This is a genomic window from Acinetobacter guillouiae (genome assembly GCF_002370525.2).
Classification (GTDB): Bacteria; Pseudomonadota; Gammaproteobacteria; order Pseudomonadales; family Moraxellaceae; genus Acinetobacter; species Acinetobacter guillouiae.
Window position 1 is genome coordinate 3,123,693 of record NZ_AP014630.1, and the last position, 22,358, is coordinate 3,146,050.

The 22,358-nt window shown below is 39.7% G+C and carries 21 protein-coding genes; 1 reads left to right on the forward strand and 20 read right to left on the reverse strand.

The genetic code is table 11. The annotated features are described in order from the left end of the window. The first annotated feature begins 62 nt into the window (after positions 1-62). Positions 63-902 (forward strand): hypothetical protein, encoded by an 840-nt coding sequence (locus tag AS4_RS14675; protein WP_096734638.1) that lies wholly within the window; start codon positions 63-65, stop codon positions 900-902. Positions 903-1,019: 117 nt separating this feature from the next. Here the strand turns inward: AS4_RS14675 and AS4_RS14680 are convergent, their stop codons facing one another. The 20 genes from AS4_RS14680 to AS4_RS14775 form a co-directional block, all read right to left on the reverse strand. Then, positions 1,020-1,721 (reverse strand): fumarylacetoacetate hydrolase family protein, encoded by a 702-nt coding sequence (locus tag AS4_RS14680; protein ID WP_096734639.1) that lies wholly within the window; start codon positions 1,719-1,721, stop codon positions 1,020-1,022. 67 nt (positions 1,722-1,788) lie between these two features. Beyond that, on the reverse strand, positions 1,789-2,175 hold the full coding sequence (locus tag AS4_RS14685; RefSeq protein WP_096734640.1) for a RidA family protein: 387 nt from the start codon (positions 2,173-2,175) through the stop codon (positions 1,789-1,791). Between the two features lie 61 nt (positions 2,176-2,236). Further along, entirely contained in the window at positions 2,237-3,823 is a 1,587-nt protein-coding gene (locus AS4_RS14690; protein WP_096734641.1) for an aldehyde dehydrogenase family protein, read from the reverse strand. After that, positions 3,820-4,266 carry a cupin domain-containing protein gene (locus tag AS4_RS14695; RefSeq protein ID WP_096734642.1) on the reverse strand — a complete coding sequence of 149 codons (447 nt, stop codon included), beginning with the start codon at positions 4,264-4,266 and terminating at the stop codon, positions 3,820-3,822. The genes AS4_RS14690 and AS4_RS14695 overlap by 4 nt, the downstream gene beginning before the upstream one ends. Next, positions 4,263-4,994, reverse strand: coding sequence for an RraA family protein (locus AS4_RS14700; protein ID WP_096734643.1), 732 nt, complete (start codon positions 4,992-4,994; stop codon positions 4,263-4,265). Before AS4_RS14700 ends, AS4_RS14695 begins: the two co-directional genes overlap by 4 nt. 8 nt (positions 4,995-5,002) lie before the next feature. Further along, complete coding sequence (locus AS4_RS14705) at positions 5,003-5,935, reverse strand: VOC family protein (RefSeq protein WP_096734644.1); 933 nt, start codon at positions 5,933-5,935, stop codon at positions 5,003-5,005. A gap of 19 nt (positions 5,936-5,954) precedes the next feature. Next, a complete protein-coding gene (locus AS4_RS14710) occupies positions 5,955-6,497 on the reverse strand; it encodes a flavin reductase family protein (protein ID WP_096734645.1) in 543 nt (180 codons plus the stop codon). 34 nt (positions 6,498-6,531) lie between these two features. Continuing rightward, a complete protein-coding gene (locus AS4_RS14715) occupies positions 6,532-8,091 on the reverse strand; it encodes a 4-hydroxyphenylacetate 3-hydroxylase N-terminal domain-containing protein (protein ID WP_096734646.1) in 1,560 nt (519 codons plus the stop codon). An 806-nt stretch (positions 8,092-8,897) separates the two neighbouring features. Then, the gene (locus AS4_RS14720) at positions 8,898-10,364 is read right to left on the reverse strand and encodes a purine-cytosine permease family protein (protein ID WP_096734648.1); all 1,467 of its coding nucleotides are present in this window, start codon (positions 10,362-10,364) and stop codon (positions 8,898-8,900) included. A gap of 973 nt (positions 10,365-11,337) precedes the next feature. After that, a complete protein-coding gene (locus tag AS4_RS14725; RefSeq protein WP_096734649.1) occupies positions 11,338-13,929 on the reverse strand; it encodes a TonB-dependent hemoglobin/transferrin/lactoferrin family receptor in 2,592 nt (863 codons plus the stop codon). A gap of 192 nt (positions 13,930-14,121) precedes the next feature. Continuing rightward, positions 14,122-14,706: a fimbrial protein gene (locus tag AS4_RS14730; protein WP_096734650.1), complete on the reverse strand. Its 585-nt coding sequence runs from the start codon at positions 14,704-14,706 to the stop codon at positions 14,122-14,124. A gap of 92 nt (positions 14,707-14,798) precedes the next feature. Further along, positions 14,799-15,395, reverse strand: a complete 597-nt coding sequence (locus AS4_RS14735; protein WP_096734651.1) for a fimbrial protein — start codon at positions 15,393-15,395, stop codon at positions 14,799-14,801. Between the two features lie 90 nt (positions 15,396-15,485). Further along, on the reverse strand, positions 15,486-16,079 hold the full coding sequence (locus AS4_RS14740) for a fimbrial protein (protein ID WP_096734652.1): 594 nt from the start codon (positions 16,077-16,079) through the stop codon (positions 15,486-15,488). Between the two features lie 90 nt (positions 16,080-16,169). Next, positions 16,170-16,775, reverse strand: coding sequence for a fimbrial protein (locus AS4_RS14745; RefSeq protein WP_096734653.1), 606 nt, complete (start codon positions 16,773-16,775; stop codon positions 16,170-16,172). Positions 16,776-16,867: 92 nt separating this feature from the next. Next, the gene (locus tag AS4_RS14750) at positions 16,868-17,461 is read right to left on the reverse strand and encodes a fimbrial protein (RefSeq protein WP_096735540.1); all 594 of its coding nucleotides are present in this window, start codon (positions 17,459-17,461) and stop codon (positions 16,868-16,870) included. A gap of 827 nt (positions 17,462-18,288) precedes the next feature. Next, positions 18,289-18,888 (reverse strand): fimbrial protein, encoded by a 600-nt coding sequence (locus tag AS4_RS14755; protein ID WP_096734654.1) that lies wholly within the window; start codon positions 18,886-18,888, stop codon positions 18,289-18,291. A gap of 91 nt (positions 18,889-18,979) precedes the next feature. Further along, positions 18,980-19,594: a fimbrial protein gene (locus tag AS4_RS14760; RefSeq protein ID WP_096734655.1), complete on the reverse strand. Its 615-nt coding sequence runs from the start codon at positions 19,592-19,594 to the stop codon at positions 18,980-18,982. Positions 19,595-19,684: 90 nt separating this feature from the next. Then, positions 19,685-20,266: a fimbrial protein gene (locus AS4_RS14765; RefSeq protein ID WP_096734656.1), complete on the reverse strand. Its 582-nt coding sequence runs from the start codon at positions 20,264-20,266 to the stop codon at positions 19,685-19,687. 449 nt (positions 20,267-20,715) lie between these two features. Further along, a complete protein-coding gene (locus AS4_RS14770) occupies positions 20,716-21,699 on the reverse strand; it encodes a FecR family protein (RefSeq protein ID WP_096734657.1) in 984 nt (327 codons plus the stop codon). Then, positions 21,689-22,237 carry a sigma-70 family RNA polymerase sigma factor gene (locus AS4_RS14775; protein ID WP_096734658.1) on the reverse strand — a complete coding sequence of 183 codons (549 nt, stop codon included), beginning with the start codon at positions 22,235-22,237 and terminating at the stop codon, positions 21,689-21,691. Before AS4_RS14775 ends, AS4_RS14770 begins: the two co-directional genes overlap by 11 nt. Between the last annotated feature and the right edge of the window lie 121 nt (positions 22,238-22,358).

Consider the following 22,358-nt stretch of genomic DNA (forward strand, 5'->3'; position numbering starts at 1 on the left):
ATAGACCTATAAATAGATTCAGTCAAAATTATAATTCAGATATAAAGATCAAGGATGTATCTATGTATTTTAAATATTTAAGGCATAATATCGCCAAACATATTTTATATGGCGTGACCCTAAGCTGTTTCAGTTTAACCACCTATGCCGAATTCTGGCAAAGCAATCAGGCAAGTGTTTCATGGAGTAATCAATACCGAGAGCCTGCCAACCCCGATCAAGTATCTAAAACCATTCTAAATTTCACTCATTTAAGTGGTGACAAGTTTGGACGCAATGTATTGGTTGCTAACGTTTTTCTATCCAATGACAAAGACCCTAAAGCGAATGGTGATGGTGGCGCGACTGAATACTATGCGTTCTATCGTCGTTACTTTTCCTATAATTCAATTTTTGACCATAAAATTGAAAACAAGCTTCTCCGTGATATCAACCTGACTTTAAGAGTAGATAAGGGGCTAAAAAACTCAGCAATGGAACCTAACCCAACTAAAGCTCGTGCGGGTTTAAGCATGGATTTCAATGTTCCCAAAGGTTATTTTGAAGTCGGTGCAGACTGGTATTATGAAAGTGCAAATAATAATTTGGCCAATGGTCGGTTCAATTTCGATCCAACCTATGCGCTGTGGGCCAACTTTGGTTTTCCATTACATGACAAAGATTTTATCGATGGTTTTGTGGACTTTATTGGCAGTACCGGTCCAGGTTATTTTAACGAGGATGCCAAACCTGCTACTCTGTTTCAGATGAATTATATGTACGATGTTGGCGCTAAAGACGGCCTTAAACTTGGTTTCGGTTATGAATATTTCCGAAACAAATATCAGGTTGATAACCGAAAAGATCCCTATAGAAATGCATTACATAGTGCTCCATTTATTGCAGCTCGTTACGTTTTCTAAGTCGACAATCAAGTCATTCCATTGGTGATGACTTGATTGTTTCTACCTATTCAAATCAATTAAAAACCAGAATCCATTGTCTAAATTCTGGATTTTTATTTTAACGATTCTTTTATCTTAACGGATTTTCAGTTTAATCTCTGCCACTCCCTCGACAGAACCTTCTAGCAGATCTCCTACCACCACAGGCCCCACACCTTCTGGCGTACCAGTAAAAATTAAATCTCCTGCTTGCAACGCATAATAAGTGGAAAGATCTTCAATCATCTCAGCAATATTCCAAATCAAATGCTGGGTATTTGAACGCTGAGTCGTTTGACCATTTACCCTTAATTCAATATTTACCGCATTTACATCCACTTTTACATCCGACGCTGGAACAATATCGGATAATACTGCGGACTGATCAAAATTTTTACCCAGATCCCACGGTTTTCCTTGATCACGTGCGATAAGTTGTACGTCACGGCGTGTCATATCCAGACCACAGGCATAGCCATAAATATGATCAAAAGCCTGATCAGCCTGAATGTTTACCCCAGAGCGACCAATCGCAACTACCAGTTCAATTTCATGGTGATAATTTTGGGTTTTAAGCGGATAAGGAATCTCACTGCCCGATGGAACATAAGTTGCCGCATCTTTTAAAAAATAAAAAGGCGATTGCGTCGATTTATCTACACTCACCCCCATTTCCGCAGCATGCGCGATATAGTTGCGCCCCATACAAAAGATGCGGTTGACTGGAAATTTTTTGGATTGATTGACGATCGGTATAAGAACAGGTGCTTTAACTGGAAAAAGAGTTTCAACTGACATTCTGATATTCCTCATTTTTTAATTCATCAAAACAATTGGGGCATTTGTTACTGCCCCAATCAAGGGATTAACCCAGAATTGCAGTTGCTTCAATTTCCAATAGAATTTCAGCTTTGGCTAATGCCTTCACTTCCACAAGCGTACACGCTGGAAAATCACCTTCAAAAAATTCCTTACGCGCTTTCCACACGGCGGTGTTATTGGCAATATTGGTGACAAAGATGGTCATTTTGACAATATTGTTCATCGTGCCTCCAGACGCTTCAATTAAATCCTTGATTTTCTGGAAAATCACTTGCGACTGCTCATATTCATCACCCAGTACGGTTTCGCCATCTGGCTGCCGTGCGGTCATTCCAGAGATAAATACCTGATTGCCCACTTTCAGGCAGTTTGACCACAAGCCCGGTGCTGGCTCTTTGACTGTTGGAGAAATAATCCTTTCTTTTAACATGTTGTTTTCCCTATATTCCTGACACAATATTTCTAACTCGATATTTTTTAATTCAATATTCCTAGTCCGCTTTTCCTGATGAAAGATGAATGTGTGAATCCCAAGCACTTTCATTACTCCAGTTAATGCATACGCTCTGACGACGCACATAACCTTTCCATGAGTCCGATCCAGCGGTACGCCCACCACCGGTTTCCTTTTCGCCACCAAATGCCGCACCAACATCTGCTCCGGTTGTGCCCATATTGACCCGAACAATACCGCAATCACTTCCTGCCGCAGACAAGAACAGTTCGATGTTGCTTAGGTTGGAGCTGTGAATACCTGAAGCAAGCCCCTGTGCAACGTTGTTATGAATAGCAATGGCTTGTTCAAGGTCGTCATAGGGCATCACAAAAACAATCGGTGCAAAAGTTTCATGCTGTACACAATCCCATTCTGGTTCGACATCCGTAATCAGACATGCCTCGACATAAAGCCCCGGACGGTCAATGCGCTGACCACCATAAACCACTTTAGCGCCAAGTTCCTGAGCACGTTGAATCGTTGCCTGATATTGCGCTACAGCAGTTGCGTCAATCAGTGGACCGATGATGGTCTCTTGTTCACGCGGGTCACCAATACGAATCTGCTCAAACGCCTGTTTGAGCAATTCAATCAGTTCATGCATGACACTGCGATGCACAATCAGGCGACGAGTACTTGTACAACGCTGGCCTGTGGTTCCCATCGCCCCAAAAGTAATGGCACGCGCTGCAAGTTGTAAATCGGCCGTTTCATCGACAATACAGCCATTATTACCTGAGCATTCGAGCATATATTTACGCCCCAATGTTTCACTCACAATACTTGCCACTTTTTTTCCTACACCTGTAGAACCTGTAAATGACACCATGTTGATACGTCGATCACGGATCATCAATTCAGCTACAGCGCTATCCGCTGGAATAAACAAAGAAAAAACCCCTTCCAAATTCATTTCCAGCATGGCTTGATTGGCCAGTTTCTGTAAGGCAATTGCGGTCAAAGGGACTTTAGGGCTGGGTTTCCATATCACCGTATTGCCACCAATGGCTGAGAGGAAAGCATTCTGCGCCCAAACCGCTGCGGGGAAATTATAGGCACTGATCACCCCCACCACACCCAATGGCAACCATTGATCATACATTCGGTGTTTCACTCGTTGCGACTGTAAAGTGAAACCGTACATCATGCGGGATTGCCCTGTCGCAAGGGTTGCCATCTCGACCACTTCTTTGAGCTCACCTTTGGCTTCCATCACGGATTTACCTGTATCTAGCGCAACGATACCTGCCAAGGCCTCCATGTTTTCCTGTACCAACTGACCAATACGTTGCACCAATTCACCACGGCGCGGCGCTGGAACCATACGCCATGTTTTCTGATACGCCACTGCTGCCTGTATAATTTCCTCATAATCTTCTGCGCTAGACGATGCAATCTGACCCACTGTTTCATTATCAGCAGGACAAACTGCATGGATCAGTTCACGCCCTTCAAGCATAGACCAGCCTTGTTTTACACCAAAGGAACCTGCATGCAGTTGATCCAGACCAAAGGTTTTTAACACCTGTTGTGTATCAAACCGTGCATTTTCTACATAATTTTTTTGTGCAATATTCATCATTGTTTTAACCTATTCTCTTGATTTTCTTTCTTTACAAAATCACCAATACTTTCATCTGTGTGATATGCAGGCTTTTCGTAATAATGTGGACCATCATAAATCTCGATCAGTCGACTAAACTGATGTGCCAGCGTAGGGCCATGCGGATGGTCTTCCGGGTTCATATAAAAGCAGCCAGATTTCAGCATAAAACCCACATCGATATATTCGTATTCACCTTCAAGGCAGAACATAAACTGGTTGGACGCATGGATATGCTTGATCGGGATACAACCACCTTTTTGAAATTCAAGCAGTGCAATCGTGGCACCAGTGTCTACATTCTTCCAAAGGAAATACTGACGAAATCCATACTCAGGAAAATTAATCCATTCATCATCATTGAGTTCAGTGGTATTGAGTAGCACTTCCAAACTTTTAAATGTTCCTGTATTAATATTCATTCTTGTTGCTCCTGTTTTTGCTCAGATTTCCATCTGCTGTATTCCAGACGACTTTCTGCTGTGGCGGGGAAAAGTCCAAAAATAGATCTTCCTTGCCGAATATGCATCGCAGCAAAAGCTTCATATTCGCAAGCGTCCAATGCTGCATCCGCAACCTGATCCACCAGTGCCTGTGGAATGACCACCACACCATCCCCATCCCCCACCACAACATCACCGGGATAGATGGCAACACCACCACATCCAATCGGTTCATTCAAAGAGATCGGATGCAATGCAATCGGCGTTGCTGGTGGTGCATTGTGTTTCTGAAAGCAAGGCAAACCCACTGCAGAAATTGCGGGAGAATCACGATAGCCACCATCGGTGACTACACCTGCAACACCTCGGTATTTCAGTCGGGCTGCCATCATGTCACCCATACTGGAGCCACGAGTGCAGCCAAACGCATCCATGACCAGTACAGCCCCTTCAGGACATTCCTCAATGGCACGCCGATGCAGATTGTCATCACGACTGTAATTGCTCATCCTGCTCAAATCTTCACGTGCAGGGATAAAGCGCAAGGTATAAGCAGGTCCCACCAATTGTTCTTGAGTCGTACTAATGGGATAAATACCCTGCATAATCACGTTACTAAAACCATGCTTCAGTAAAACGTTGGCAATATTCGCCGTACCCACCCGCATCAGTTTTTCACGGGTCGGAGCCTTTAACGCGTATGTCATAAGATCTCCTACTGGAAAAACTCCAGTTCTGGTGCCATGCCCCATTGCGTGGTTTCGGTTGCAGTACCGTTGAATTTCATCGGCTGTGCATGCTGATCAAGCATGTCACCATCGGTATAGTGCTCGACCCTAAAACCAAAGGGGTCTTTCCAGTAATCAAAAATCTGGCTGCCCAACATATGCCGCCCAACCCCACAATCCAGTTGATAACCCTGAGTGACAAGATAATCATGTGCGGTCATCACCGCATCCAAATCAATCACTTCAAAAGAACAGTGATGCACACCCACCCAGTCTGACTGCAAAATCAAAATCGAGTGATGATCTACTTTTTCTGCACCTTGGTTAAAGCGCAAGAACGTTCCCACAATCGGCCCGTCTTCACCGGGTGGGACAAAGTAATCTGAGGGAAGCAAATCAAAACGTTGCTCAAGCCATTGCACCGATGCATCATGATGACTGACATGCAGTACAAAATGCCCAAGTTTGATGGCCTGACAAGGTTTGCACGTTACCCGTATAGATTCATTCAAACGTGGTTTAGATGTGGCATTGTTTAAGTCAAAAGCCTTACGCTCTGTGATATCAGCATGTTTTTCTCGCCCCCAGATGGCTTTGATTTCAAAACCGTCTGGCATGTGCATGACCACTTCATAGCCACCGCCTTGTTCAGATGAAAGCTGAACTGCTGAAGATCCCTCAAGTTTGGCCAATTCAGCCAGATCTTGCAGACAAGACACCTCGATTGAAGCACCAATAAAATGCTGCTTTTCCGCACGATAGGTCACATGTATATGGTGTTGCTCGCCACTGCCCCGCATATACAACACCTCATCGGTTTTATTGACACAGCTCAGACCAAAATCTGTCATAAACTTTTCCATGACCGCCAAATCTGGCGCGGCATACGTCACCTGAGCAATTTCAATAGGTTTCACCATATTTCAATTCCTTTTACTTTTAGCCCGCAATCTGAGCGTATTTCCCACTGTGAAATACCAGTGGTTTTAGCCCATCTTGTTGCTGTAAATGCGTGACCAGTCCAACAAATAAGGTATGATCACCACATGGATAGCTAAACTGTAGTTTGGTCACCACCTGAACAGCAGCATTTTTGATTACAGGAAAATCCGCGATATATTCAAATTCGGGCTTAAAATGTTCATCGTGCTTCCCAGCAAAATGATGACTGACCTGTATTTGATCTTCATGCAAAATGCTGATACCAAAATGTTCACCCAAATTGATTTTTTCATGTGATGCCGCGCTATTGCCAACTGAAACCAGCACCATGGCGGGTTCCAATGAACCTGACATAAAAGCATTTGCTGTCATGGCATGGGTTTGTCCATCATGACAAGAAGAAATCACCACCACACCTGTTGCAAATTTTCCCATCGCCTTGCGAAATTCAAGTGGCGTAAAATCCACATCGGTCTGGTTTGCTTGCATGATCTTCACCATTTCACCCAGTATTGTTCGCTGTAAGTTCGCAACTGTCATTTGCTTGGTCCTTCTATTGACGCATGCTGCTGAATTATTTTTTATTTAAAATACTCACATCATCAGGGTTGATCAGGTCGGGTACCGTCCAGCCATAAATGTCATATTCGTCCATGGCTTTTTGAGCAAAGTCCTTACAGTAATCGAGCATCCCTCTAGACTGTGCCGCAAACAGATTGGTCTGACGGGTCACATCATTACTGCCAAGATAATTAATTTCATACAACTCATGCCGTGCGCCAAATTCAGTACCAATCGCATCCCAGAGCATTTTCATGACTTTGACACGCTCAATTGCATCTTTACCATTCGATCCACGAAGATAGGTGGCGAGATAACCCTGAATCTGTGGATTTTTAAAATCATCGGCATGGGAATTGAGGTAGATCAAGCCGCTTGCCACTATTTGTTCAATGATATTTTTGATTTTTGGCATCGCCAATTGGCTGATGACTCTATAAGCACCTGCATGATGTGGATCTGGACGAATCATGCCATTCCATGGCTCAGCACTTTTCGCCATGGCATCTGACAAGGCCCAAAAGGTATTGCGCCATGCAATCACTTCGCCCATCTGAGACATCACACCATGAAATTTATCTGCACCTGTAATTTCGAGTGCTTTTGCTAAAGTACCGACTAAAAAATCAAGTTTGACCGCAAAACGTGTACAGCCATGTAAAGAGGCTCGCTCTAAATAACCCGCTTCGGTGTTATACGCATTTGCTTGTTGTAAATTGTTATAAATAAAGACGTCTTCCCAAGGGATAAAGACATTATCCAGTACCAAAATGGCATCATTTTCATCAAGGCGGCTTGACAATGGATAATCAAATGGACTGCCAAGCACCGCTGCACGATACTCATTTGAGGTGCGGCAAAGTAATTTCACACCCGGTGCATTGGTCGGTACAATAAATACAGGGGCAAATGCTGGATCTTGAAACATCACCTGCCCAACATGTGCAATAAAGGTGAAATGGGTTAAAGCTGAGCCTGTGGCAACAACTTTGGCGCCAGACACATAAATGCCTTGCTCATCTTCCTTAACGACACGAATAAAGACATCTTTACCAGCGTCAGCGCCAAGACCACGATCAACAGGTGGGTTCATCAATGCATGGTTAATAAACCAAGTTTTTTCTTGTGCTTTTCGATACCAACGGCGGGCATTTTCTTCAAAACCCTTATAAAAATCTGCATTTACCCCCAGTGTGCCAATAAAACAGCCTTTATAATCAGGCGACCTCCCCATCCATCCCCATGAAATACGTTGCCATGCCGCGATCGCATCACGAGAAGCCACTTGCTCTTCAACATTATGGGCAACACGAAAAAAACGGTGCGTAAAACCACCCCACTCTGTCGGTGTGGTTAAAATATCTTTGGTTTCAGGTGCATGTAGGGCATCATACATTCTGGCAATCATACGTGCTGAATTACGAAATGCGGGATGCTCGGTAATATTTTCTACCCGCTCACCATAAATCCATACTTCACGCCCATCATTGAGACTGTCTAAATACTCCTGTCCTGTAAATGGAATATAGTCCTTGTTCACTGCAACACTTTCAGTATCTAATTTACTATTCATGTCCCATATCCTTATATTCACTTTATTTATAATTGCCTAATCTTTAAGCATAAAATGAGGTTAACAAGGTTATTTATATGCGTCCAATCATGTATTTAGTTCACATATATAACCTTTTTATTATGAATAAAAATTAGTCTTCTTACGTTGGTCAAAAATAAGTATTCAATACATGCCTACTTTTAAGTATTGATGAAACATAGATGGTCTTTCTATCGTGAGGCGACATGGATGTCGCCATGTTGGGTGGGGGTACAGGACGTACACCTCACCCATGAGCAAAAAAAAAGCACTGCTTTGTTTGAAGCGCAAGATTTGGCATCTTCTATGAAAAGGGAGGCATCGCCTACGCAGATGTATTCAAACTTTCAATGTAAGATGGGGCATTGCAAACTTGATATTCATAGACTTAATTTCTATATAATGGTAAAAGTTTCATGGCTGATAGAGCTTAACCACATTTAAAAATCATCCCGAAGCTTATTTTCGTAAGCTCTATTGCTTAAGCAGTAAAAAAGCCCACCTTCTAAAAACCTGAGAAGTATTAACTTTGCAAAGGAAGGATTTAAAAATCCAAAATGAATCAGCATGAGCTTTTTAGTGTGATTTTTAAAATGCAGCGGCTAAATTCCGTCTTTAAGTTTGTGTTTAAGCGATTAATATTATTTTTTATCATATTGATATTAAAAGAGCCTTTTCCCTTTTGGAAAAGACTCAGATGAGGATTGTTTTATCTTGAATGATGCTTTTAAAGATGATTGATAAAAGAAGTCTAATAAAAAGTAAGCTATAAAATATTTTAAGTGTCAATCTGCTGCATCAAGTGCAACATCAGCCTCGACAAAGTGGGTTGCTGTTCCTTCTGGCATCAATTTTCTAAGTATAGGATACAACAAGAAAGTTAAGCCCAATGTCACAAAGAAACCCAGTTCAAACATTTTACTTGCGATCAATGCGATCCCAATACCCGAAGCAATAATCAAAGTAATCACGCCTGCCCAATTACAGCTTTCAACCTTTGCCGTCTGCAATGAAAACTGCCCTTTCCTCACATAGTAATAGTCAATAAGCATCACGCCACACAAGCCCATGGTCATACAACCCAGATAGGAGAGCCAAGCGACAAATTGCCCCAGAATCCCTGCCCCGATCATCATCAAAGCAAAAACATTACCAAGCACCACCATAAAGGCGCGCCCTGGTTTTTTCCCAGTCAGCGCATCCAACAAATTGACCAATGCAAGTGAGCCCGAATAAGCATTGATCGCTTGCGCTTTAGCCTGTGCAGCATAAATGGTGACAAATCCAACCCAGCCTGCAAGCACCACAAAAAATGCACCGGTATTGGTCATGGCAAAACCAGCAGCGGCTTCAGACGCCTGTTGTGGTGACAGACCCGCTTGACGATGCATCAGGTATTCAGCCACTTCGGGTATGCCACCAATCACCACCAGCCCACCCAATACAATCATGATCAGGTTTTGCATAATCGGCCCAGCCATCGCCAGAACTTTAACATCCTGAGTATTACGGCAATATCTAGCAAAATCTATCGTGACCAGTGCAATTGTGCCCGCAGTTGCCCCCATCAAAACCAGTGCCGTGCTGAGTTTTGGCCAGAACCCACCAGCAACTGAACCCGTAGAATTAAAAACCAGCATCGGGTCCATACCACGCACAGCATAAAGGTGATAAATCATATAGAACGTGACCACCAGCGTAATCACGATCATGTATTTTGAAACCCTTAACGCAAGTTGCAAACCAAATATCGCCAGCAAAATCCATGCAAGGGTCAGCACTCCATACAAGGATATTTTGACCAGTATGGTATCTTGCAAGTCGAACATCAGCAGCGTTCCTTCATACAACAAGGCACTTTCCAATGCCAGAAAGCCCAGAATCATAAAGGCAAAAATAGCTGCCCCCAGTGATGAACCTTTGACACCAAAACCGAAAAATCGTGATGTGACCGTACTCGACATACCCGTCTGAAAGGTCATCTTTCCAAGGTAATAACCCATGCTATAACCAACAAGAGTTGCGATAAATCCTGCCAGTAGCCCAATCCAAAAGCCTGAAAGTAATACTGTAAAACCGCCTATGGCAAAAATGACCAGCGCTGTTGCAACGCCCATTGGACTCATCGCCAATTTAAACCCACTCTGGCGTTCTGCCATGGGCACACTGACCAATGCATGATCCTCTACAGCTTGTGCGATGGTGGATCCAGCCTGATTTACGTTCTGTGAACTATTTTTATTTGTATTCATCATCGTCCCTTTTATACAGATCCCAATACACCAATCCTCTGGTGATCATTTATAAACAGTGATTTATCTGTTTAGCCTGAAGGTATTTTTTGAATGAATAGATGCCAAAGTCCAATCATCTTTCGATGAGGATTCATAACCAAATGGATATATATCGCACCGAGATCGGTAAATCGCTGATAAAAAATTATTATTTTAGCCACTTGAATGTATGGTGATTTGTTAAACATTGCCTAAGTGGGAAAATGAGCAATGAATATCAATCCATGTCATGACTACTATATAAATTAACCTGCGTTTTTGTATTGTTGAATCATACAAGGTCGTTCTATTGTGTGGCATCGCCTACACAAATCTATTTGAATTTTGAATATAAGATGTGGCAGTGCAAATTCTTCAGTCTTATGAATTATCTTTTCTCAAATGCTATAAATTCCATGATTTATAAGACTTCACCTCATTTAGAAATCATCTATAGTCAAACCACCTAATTATTCATACAAGCGATTTCTATTAAGTCATTGATCAGAAATGAAGCTTATTTTTTTATAAACTTTTAGAAGTTATTGTCTATGAATAAGTTTTTGTATTCTTGAATCCTCGATAGTTGTCCTACCGTGTGGCGACATGGATGTCGCTGTTGGGCGGGGGTACAGGACGTACCCCTCGCCCATGAGCAAAAACAAAGCACTGCTTTGTTTGCAGCGCAAGGTTAGGCATCGCCTACACAAATCTATTTAAATTTTGAATATAAGATGTGGCAGTGCAAATTCTTCAGTCTTATGAATTATCTTTTATCAAATGCTATAAATTCCATGATTTATAAGACTTCACCTCATTTAGAAATCATCTAAAAAATATACTTTTATAAGAAAACTATTCTATAAAAAAGCGAGAAGTAAAATTTAATCCTTAAATCAAATTGACTTCTCGCGATATCTTGCTGGGATATCAAATATTGGATACAGAAACTTTAAAATTTCTGCGAAATACTCACCTTATAATCTCGACCTGTACCTGTCATATATTCACCCAAATACATTTTGTAATCACGATTAAATAAATTATCAATCGAGAAATTCAGCGTCGGACCTTTTACACCAATTGGCTGCCAATCGGCATAAACGCTATGCAGTGAATAGCCCTTGGTTTTCGGTAATGAAAACGAAGATGCCGCGATCGATTTATCATTATCTGAAAGGCTTCGGTCTTGTGCAGCAACAAATATCCCTCTCCATCCCATGGTTAAGTGATGTTCAGGCACATTTACCCCTAAAGTCGCTGTGGCTTTTTTCGGTGGAATATTGGTCATCCATGTTTTTTGATCAAACCACGGATTTACAGGGGAATTATCACGTTGCCCGCGAATATAAGCATAGGTTAAACCAGCAAACCAAGTCGGCTGATTATAGAAAGCTTCGGCTTCATAGGCTTTGATGGTGTAATCGGTCACATTACGATAAAAACCACGATCATAGTTACCTTTACAATCTGCTACGCTGCCTTTTCCAGTGTTGGCATTATTTTCGGCTTGTGCTTGACAAAATGTTGAACGATTGCGAAATATCTCATCGCCCCCGCGATTATGATGATAGGTTAAACGCACTTGCAGATGATCTTCATTGCTAAACACATCATCAAAATTCATCTCATTTCCGACACGAATTGCCAACATTTTTTCAGGCAGTAAATAACGACTGGTCGATGGAACCGTGGTCGCTGCAGATTGCACATAATATTGTTCATCTACACGAGGCGCACGCCATGTTTTACTGACATTTGCAAACCATGTCATATAGTCGGCCTGTTTCCAAGACATTGCCAAACGTGGAGACCAACCCGTATAGGTTTTACTGGAATAATCATGCCCTGCCGCTGGATCATTAAATCGTGATGCACGATTTGGCTTGCCGTTATTTTCAATATGATCATAACGGAGTGATGGGGTAATGACGAAATTGTTAATCTGATATTGGTCTTCAATAAATGCACTCAGCATTTGCTGATCGCCAGCGGGCATATAGTTCGGTTCATAATAACCAAAATTATAATCTGGCTTTTTGGCATTGTTTTTGTCGTAAATCAGCGAGTTTTGTTCCATTTTCTGGTATTGCGCGCCGACTTTTAATTTATGCGTCCCCAGTTTTGTTGCAATATCACTGATATTACTCATTTTTAATGCTGTATTGGTATAAGTTACCCAACTTTCATTGCCTAATAGTGCCGCTGAACCTGTCACACTTGGCAAACGTAAATCATGCTGATAAGTCTTGGAATAGGATGCGACAGCTTTTAAATTTAGATATGGGTTAGCGTCAGGATTGAATTCATAACTTGCAGAGTAACTGGTATCTTCCTGATCACGGTCGACCAAACGACGTTTCCAAGCTTCATCATAGCCATATTTGGCAATATCTGCCTCAGTCGGTACTGCATCTTGATCACGCATGGCAGCAAAAGGCTCCCAGCCCTCATGCCCACTGCGCATGGCGTTTAAAGAAATTTTGTGACCATCGGCAGGATAAACATTCAGTTTAGCTAAATAGGTTTCTTGCTCTTGCCCAGAATATAAAAACTCACTGCCATCAGGGCGCTTTACATTGCCACTGTCTCGGTTGGTATAGTAAAACAAACCATCGACCAGCCCATTGTCGGCTTTAGCATATACTGCGCCAGTATAGGTATTTTGGCTGTTATTGGAAAAACGCGAATATTTTAAGAATGCGCCAAGATTTTTACCATCATCTAGTAAATCAGTGGCATCTTTAGTTTCCAGTGTGACCTTACCACCAAAACCACCATTTCCGACTTCAACGTTATGTGGGCCTTTATCCACGGTGATTTTCTTTAAAATCTCTGGTTCAATAAAGACTGAACCTTGTCGATATTTATCAAAGGTTTTAACAGAATCGTCCAAGGTGATGGGTACATCGGCGACCCCGCCCATCCCCAAAATATTAATCGTTTGTCCTCCCGGACGTGGAGATCCTGCTGAACCGACACTGGGCATATGATCGAGCAATTGTGCAACATTATTGGCCTGATAACGATCAATCGCTTTTTGATTCAATACGCTCTGACCAAACTGTATAGTGTCTTTTTTTACCGCCTCAACCACAATCGGAGTCATCTGATAAATTTGGTTTTCAGCATTTGTGGTTGATGTTGCTGTTTTTTCTGTTGCTGTTTTCCCTGTTGCTATATTGACTACAGGTGTTTGCACAGTGACAGGCTTTTCAATAAGTAGATAGCCTGCGGAAGTTTTTTGAATCTGAAATGGGGTATTTTGCACCAATAATGCAAAAGCTTGATCTAAGCGATATTTACCCTTAAGCGTCTTTACCTGATAACGATTGGTTTTTGCAGGATCTAATAACAACGACACATTGGCTTGCTGTGCCAAGCTATTTAAAGCTTGAGTCAATGAACCGCTTTGCACTTGATAAAAACCAACAGGCGAAGCATTATTTGCATGTGTTTGTATACTGATTGCACTCATAGACAGTGCGATTGCAACAGCCAATGCAACTGGCTTTATTGCATTCTGATATAAAGATTGAGACATTCTCTACCCACCCAAGGTTAAATGATAATCATTAACTTCATTCAGTTAAAATAATCTGTGTTTTCATGTGTTCTAAGTTATATGACGAAGCAGAAACAAAAAAACCGCAATGAAATGCAGTTTTTTAAATTTTAACTTTCGAAAGCATCAAAAAAACCTAAGCGCCACCTGCTTAAGCCAACAAACAAAAAATTAATTATATTGCAAGGTATAATTTATCTTTGCTTGCACAGTTTGAGCATCAACAATTCCTGTTTTGGAAAAAAAATATGCGCTGTAATGCATATTGTTATTACGATACGAACTTTTTGCCTGAGTTCCCCAAGGTGCGGAAAAATCCACTATAATGTCATCATCTGTCGAAATTCGAACAAAAACAGGATTTGTTGTAGATGCATCAGGGGCTTTATTGACCAATAAAGTTTTATCGGTTGTATCCAGGTCAGTTGCCAAAGTTACACTCAGATGTATCCCTTGAAAGGCTTGACTTGTTGCCAAGTCACAGTTATCTGTACCCGTAGCATTTCTTAATCTCATGGGAATGTATGTGGTATATCCTGCTATTGTAGGTTCACCGAGCTTAAATGTTGATTTAGGTATAGCGCCCAAGTTAGCCTTTATATCTTTCAAGCCCGTTGCATAAACATAACCTTCTAATGTACATGTTTGATCAGTCACCACTCCATTGACTGTGATTGTTCCATCTACCGCAAACACTTGCGTACATAGCAAACTTAAAGCCAAAGCACCCAATACAGGTAAAGTCAGTTTTTCCATTAACCCCCCCCCTTTATAAATTTTTAATCATTTTAAATTGCACAATCTACAGTAAACGCATGCTTTCCATGTTAAAAACAACAGAGGCAAATTTAATTATATTGCAATGTATAATTTATCTTTGCTTGCACAGTTTGAGCATCGACAATCCCCGTTTTAGAGGCATACTGTACACGGTAATATACAAATGTATGATTACCAACATGCTGAACTGTACTTTTTGCCTGAGCTTCCCAAGACGCAGAAAAATCCACAGGTACTGAATCCAACGTATAAAATTGAATAAAAACAGGATTCGCAACAGGAGCACCAGAGGCTTTGTTGACCAATAAAGTTTTATCGGTTGTATCCAAGTAAGCTGGCGAAATCGCACTGAGATGTATACCTCTAAATGCTCTTCTTGTTGCTATGTCGCAGAAGTCTGAACCCGTCGCATCTCTTAAATAGATATTAAAGCCCATAAAAAATGGCACGCGATTTGACGGTGTAAAGGTTGATTTAGGTAGCGTGGGTAAGCTAACCGTTAGATCTTTTAACCCACTTAGAATGCTATTTTCATCAGCTCGTAATGTACATGTTTGATCAGTGATAGCACCATTTACGGTGATAGTACCATCTAGCGCAAATACACTTGTAGATGACAAAGTTAAAGCCAAAGTACTCAATGTTGCTAAAGTCAGTTTCTTCATTGAATTACCTCTCATAAAGTTTTAATTTTTTCTAAATTGCTAAATCATCAATAAACCTAAGTTTCTCCCGCTTAAGCCAACACACAAAAATTAATTATAGTGCAATGTATAGTTGACGACCGCATGCACATTTTGAGCATCGACAATTGCAGTCTTAGAAATATATGCTACAAAATAACTTAAATATGCCGCAGCATAAGCACCCTCAAAAACAGGACTTTTCGCCTGAGCTCCCCAAGGTGCTGAAAAATCTACGGGTATTCCATTTCTAGTCGTAATTTGAAAAAAAATCGGATTTGTAGTGGAAGCATCTGAGGCTTTGTTGACCAATAAGGTCTTATCTGTTGCATCCAAGTGATCTGGTGAAATTACACTCAAATGTATCCCTTTAAAAGCTCTAGATGTTGCTACATCACAAACACCCGTACCTGTAGCATTCATTAACTCCATATAAATGAGTTTTTTCCTTAACGGTACATATGGATAAAACTCTGATTTAGGTACAGTGGGCAAATTAAGCGTTAGATCTTTAGTACCGCTTGCATCACCACCAGCACTATATAATATACATGTTCCGTCAGTCACTACACCATTGACTGTAATGGTTCCATCTACAGCAAACACGCTACTGGATGTCAAACTTAAAGCTAAAGCACTTAATATGGCTAAAGTCAGTTTCTGCATTAAATAAATCTCATAAGATTTGAATAAGTTTTAATTTTCTCAATCATCAATAAACCTAAGCTTCTCCCCGCTTAAGCCAACACACGAAATTTAATTATAGTGCATTGTATAATTTACAGTTGCCGTGAAATTTTGAGCATCGACAATCCCCGTTTTGGAAGCAACCGCGACTATGTAATATACATATGTTTCACCATCAGCACGGATACGCACTAAGCTTTTCTCCTGAGTTCCCCAAGCCGCAGAAAAATCTACAGGCCTACTGTTTTCAGTCTGCATTTGAATAAAAACAGGATTTTTAGCAGAAGCACCACCCGCACCTTTGGCTTTATTCACGAGTAAAGTCTTATCCGTTATATCCAAATCATCTGGTGAAATTGTACTCAGATGTATTCCTTTTAATGCTTTACTTGTTGCCACATCACAGTGAGCTGTACCTGTTGCATTGGTTAACTGTAGAGTAAGTCCATAACGCATTGGCACTGGAAGTGTAGGCGTAAACCACGATTTAGGTACAATACCTAATGGATATACGATATCTTTCAAACCAGTTACATAACCACCATCACCTTGCAATGTACAAGTTTGATCCGTGATAACTCCATTGACGGTAATGGTTCCATCTACAGCAAAAACGTTTGTACATACCAAAGTTAAAATCAAAGTGCTCAATGTGGGTAAAGTCAGTTTCTTCATTGAATCCCCCCCTTTATAAATTTTTAATCATTTTAAATTGCACAATTTACAGTAAACGCATGCTTTCCATGTTAAAAACAACAGAGGCAAATTTAATTATAGTGCAATGTATAATTGACAGTTGCTGTGACATTTTGAGCATCGACAATCCCAGTCTTGGAAATAAGTACTACATAGTACGTTACACGCCCATCACTAGAAACTAAACTTTTCGACTGATCTCCCCAGGGTTCAGAAAAATCTACATATTCAAAGTCTTCTGTGCTTATTCCAATAAAAATAGGATTTTTAGCAGAAGCACCACCTTCACCCATGGCTTTATTAACCAATAAGCTCTGATAGGTTTCATCCAAGTCAGTTGGTAAAATTGCGCTGAGGTGTATCCCTTTAAAGGCATTCGTTGTTGCTGCATCACAAGCATCGTTACCTGTAGCATTTGTTAGTTGCATACTAAATTTGATACCCACTGATGTTGGATATAGAGGAGTAAACCTTGATTTAGGGATCGTTGGCATATTAACTGTTAGATCTTTTACGCCACTTACTCCACCACTACCAGCTTGTAAAGTGCATGTTCCATCAGTCACAAGACCATTGACGGTAATAGTTCCATCTACAGCAAAAACGTTTGTACATACCAAAGTTAAAAGTAAAGTGCTCAATGTGGGTAAACTCAGTTTCTTCATTGAATCAGCCTTATAAAGCTTTAATAAATGCGATAATTTAACGATGCTGTTATTCACATTAGGAGACATGGTAATTTCAACGAAAATAGATACATCAAATATATAAACGCTGTTGTTAACTTTAAACCTCTGCTTATTTCAAGCTGGAGTCTATTTTAATAGATGTTTTTATTTTAAATTTCTGTCAATTTAAAATAAGACTTCATGCTGACAAAAAAATTTCCATACCACAATATTTTTAAGTTTACTTTTTATCATGCAAATTCATTACATAAAGTCATGTATAGATTTTATTGTTAAAATTCATCAATATAAGTAAAAAAAATGATCAAAAACTTAATTTTATTTGAATTTTAAACAGCATTTACAACATATCAAAATATGACTAAACATCAGTAAAATCATTTTTCTCATAAGCGATTTAACCCGACTAAAATAATATGTTTTATCATTTTGCAATCATATAAATGACCCTATCATCCAGCTTCCTTATTAAAATCTTCTATACCCATCCAAAGTGTTACCCATCAACATCATTCACTGAATATTAATTAAACCACTTTTTTCTTTTTATAAAATGATATTCAATCGCTTTCTTTACATAGGTCAAAAATTATTATGTGGAGTGCATCATATTTGTATTGAAAGTGCTTTCTCCCTTTGCAAGGATGAAAGGGATTTCTATATTGATCTATGCTTTTAAAAAGGACTTATACAACAAGCCGAGTGACAAAAAAAACCGCAATCAATTGCAGTTTTTTTAAATTTTAACTTGCTCAATCATCATTAAATCTATGCCTCACCCATTAAGCCAACAGGCAAAAAAATTAATTATAGTGAATAGTATAATTGATTTTTGCGGCGTAATTCTGAGCATCGACAATTCCAGTCTTGGAAGCAGGCACTACATCGTATTGTAAATACGTTTCATCTCCAAGCGTATAAATTGCACTTTTTGCTTGAACTCCCCAAGGTGCAGAAAAATTGACAATCCTATTTTCCTTAGTATGTATTTGAATAAAAATAGGATTTTTACTAGAAGCACCACCGGTGCCAGTGGCTTTATTCACCAACAACCTTTTATCGGTTGCATCCAAGTGATCTGGCGAAATCGCACTGAGATGGATTCCTTGAAAGGCTTTACTTGTTGCTACATCACAGGCACCAGTACCCGCAGCATTTGTGAAGTACAGAGTAAATGCATACTTCCTTGGGTCTGGAAGTGTAGGTGTAAACTTTGATTTAGGTATAGTGCCCACGTCAACGCTTATATCTTTTAAGCCCATTGCAAAACCACCACCATTTAATGTACATGTTCCATCAGCGATAACACCATTAACTGTAATGGTGCCATCTACTGCAAATACATTTGTACACGCCAAAGTGAAAGCCAAAGTACTTAATGTTGCTAAAGTTAGTTTCTTCATTAAATACACCTTTATAAAATTTTAATTATTTTTAACTTGCTCAATCATCATTAAATCTATGCCTCACCCATTAAGCCAACACACAAAAAAATTAATTATAGTGCAATGTATAATTGACAGTTGCTTGCACAGTTTGAGCATCGACAATTCCAGTCTTGGAAACGTACCTTACAGCGTAATATACGTGTGAAATAATACCGATAGTATCAAGTTGGGCTTTTGCCTGAGCTCCCCAAAGTGCAGAAAAATCTACTGGCAAACTACCTTCACCAGCACCAGCAAGAAATTGAATAAATACAGGATTGGTAATAGAAGCATCTGTGGCTTGATTGACCAATAAAGTCTTATCCGTTGCATCCAAGTTAGTTGCTGGTGAGGTTACACTAAAATGTATCCCTTTAAAGGCTTGAGTTGTGGCTACATCACAATGATCTGTACCCGTAGCATTTGTTAACTTCAAAGAAAAGATGTACAACATTGATCTTAGACTTGAAGGCGTAAAGCTTGATTTAGACAGAGTGGGTAAGGTAAGTGTTAAATTCTTCAAGCCACTAGTGATCCCACCAATACTACTCCAAGGTTGTAATGTACAGGTCTGATCCGTCACAGCCCCATTAACTGTAATGGTGCCATCTACTGCAAACACGTTGGTAGATACCAAAGTGAAAGCCAAAGCACCCAATGTCGCTAAAGTTAGTTTCTGCATTGAATTACCCCTTTATAAAGTTTTAATTATTTTTAACTTGCTCAATCATCATTAAATCTATGCCTCACCCATTAAGCCAACACACAAAAGTTAATTATAGTGCAATGTATAATTTATCTTTGCCGTGTAATTCTGAGCATCTACAATCCCAGTCTTGGTAAAAGTCTGTATTTGGTATGTTATTATCCCACCAGAACCAATTATACCTTGCGCTTGATCTCCCCAAGGCGCTAAAAAATCTACAGGGCTGAGGTTGCTATCTCTAACGTGAATTCGCATAAAAATAGGATTTTTCGTAGAAGCACCACTGGCTTGATTCACTAATAAAGTCTTATCGGCCGTATCCAAGTGATCTGGCGAAATCGCACTGAGATGGACCCCTTTAAAGGCTTGAGTTGTTGCTGCATCACAAGGACCAGTACCCTCAGCATTTGATAGTTTTAGTGCAAATCTTATAACACTCACCAATGACCTTGGAGGATTAAGCCATGATTTAGGCATAGTCGGCATGGTGACTGTTATATCTTTTAAACCGCTTACTCCAATATTATTTTCAGATTGTAATGTACAGGTCTGATCCGTCACCGCCCCATTAACGGTGATGGTGCCATCTAGCGCAAATATACTTGTGCTTGCCAAAGTACTCAATGTTGCTAAAGTTAGTTTCTTCATTGAATTACCCCTTTATAAATTTTGTATCAATAATTTGCGATAAATATTATCTTATTCACATTATAGGAAAAAATTCCAATATAAATAAATGCAACTAAATATGGGTAAACTATGTTTCTGTTTATTTTAAGCCTATGCTGATTTAAAAAATTTAGCCACTCAACATCTATTTTTATTTTAAATTTAAGTTAATTTAAAATAAAACCTTATGCTGACAAAAATATATCTATACCACAATAGTTTATAAGTTGACTTTTTATCATACGAACACATTACATAAAATCATGTATAAATTTTATTATTTAAATTCAATACTATAAATAAATTAAATGGTAAATTTTAAGTCATTATTTTAGTTTTAAACAGTATTTCCAACATATAAAAATGTGACTAAACATAAATAAACCACATTTAATAAGATATTTAACCCAACCAAAATAACATTTTTGTTATTTTGAAGTAATATAAATCACATGAGCGCCAAGCTTGGTTATTTTAATTGGATATTGAGTTAACAATAAACGTAAAGTTTGATCTAAATCCTGCTTCGCATTAATCACACCACTGACCTTATAATCTTTTAAGGTCGAATAATTAAATATTAAATATTGATGATGATAACGCCCTAAGTTGGTCAGTAAATCAGCTAAAGGAAGTTGATCTGCCAAGATCTGATGTTTATCCCAAGCAAACTCGGTCGATGCAATATCCAACTCAGAAATCGGGCTTAAACCAAGTGCGTCAGCGCTAATTTTTTCCCCTTGCTTAACCACTTTTACTTGAGAATTTTTAGCCAATGAACGGGTTTCAACCTTTGAATGCAACATATTTAACACACTGCTGTTGGCGTACTGATAAACTATAAATCGTGTACCGAGCGCTTTAAAATCCGCTTGAGCTGTATGAACGATCAGAGGTCGTTGTGGGTCTTTGGCAACATCAATATAAATATCCCCTTGAACTAAATTGATTTGTCTTTTTTCAGCAGTAAAATCAAGTTTAATGGCAGATTTTGCAGCTAAAGTCACTTTGGAACCATCTTCCAAGGTGATCGAATGCATTTGCCCAATCTCAGTTTTATAATCAGCCGTGTAGTAAGACATCATTGTTGAATTCGCAGTGAAATAAACAACACCACCGATACTCACACAAAACAGCAAGACTTTGCTAAATAATTGTAAAATATGTTTTTTACTTTGCTGACTGACTTTCATTGAATTGCGAACGTTTTGACTGGATATGCCATGCGTTGTCGAAAACTGCTGCATCGTTTCAGAAAAATTAAGCATCTGATCGAGTTGATCGTGATGTTCAGGATATTTGCTTCGCCATGCTTCAAACTCAATTTGCGCTTGTTGGCGCTCATGCAAATCATCGGTATTTAAACGAACAATCCATAAAGCCATTTCTTTCTGTAGCTGTTTAGCGTTCATCTAGCCCTAGCTCAAGCAAATTGTTTTTCGCCTCATAGCATAACTGTAAACATTCGGCTAAATAGAGCTGTGTCGTGCGTAATGATTTACCAATCTCAGTGGCAATTTCACTCTGACTATAGCCTTCAAAGTAATACATGATAAAGGCTTTTCGAGTCAGCGCCGTCGTATTCTGTAAAGCGATAGTCAGAAAATCTAAAATAACTACAGCCTCTTCAATTTGATTTGAAGTGATTAAAAGATCTTGATCATCTGCATGCTGTTTGAGTGTTTCTAAATAATTCTGCTCTAAAATATAGCGACGATGCTTATCAATCAGCACATGTTTTGCCACATTGACCAGATATGCACGCGGTTCCTGAATTGAAAAAAGCTGTTTGCTTTGCAGCAATTTAACAAACGTATCTTGAACCAGATCTGCGGCAGTAAAAGGATATCTGACACGCGAGTTGAGCCATTGTTTCAGCCAATCATGGTGATCCAAATACATCTCTTGCAGTATTTGTTGCCGCGACGGTGTGGGGAGAATTGGAATCATAGAATTAAATTAAAATTTCTAAACAATAATAATTATCGTTTACATTTTGTGATTTGTAAATGCTATTCCTAAAGAACTTTTTTTGTAGGCGCTGTTGCGGTTTTTATCCAGTTCATTCGTC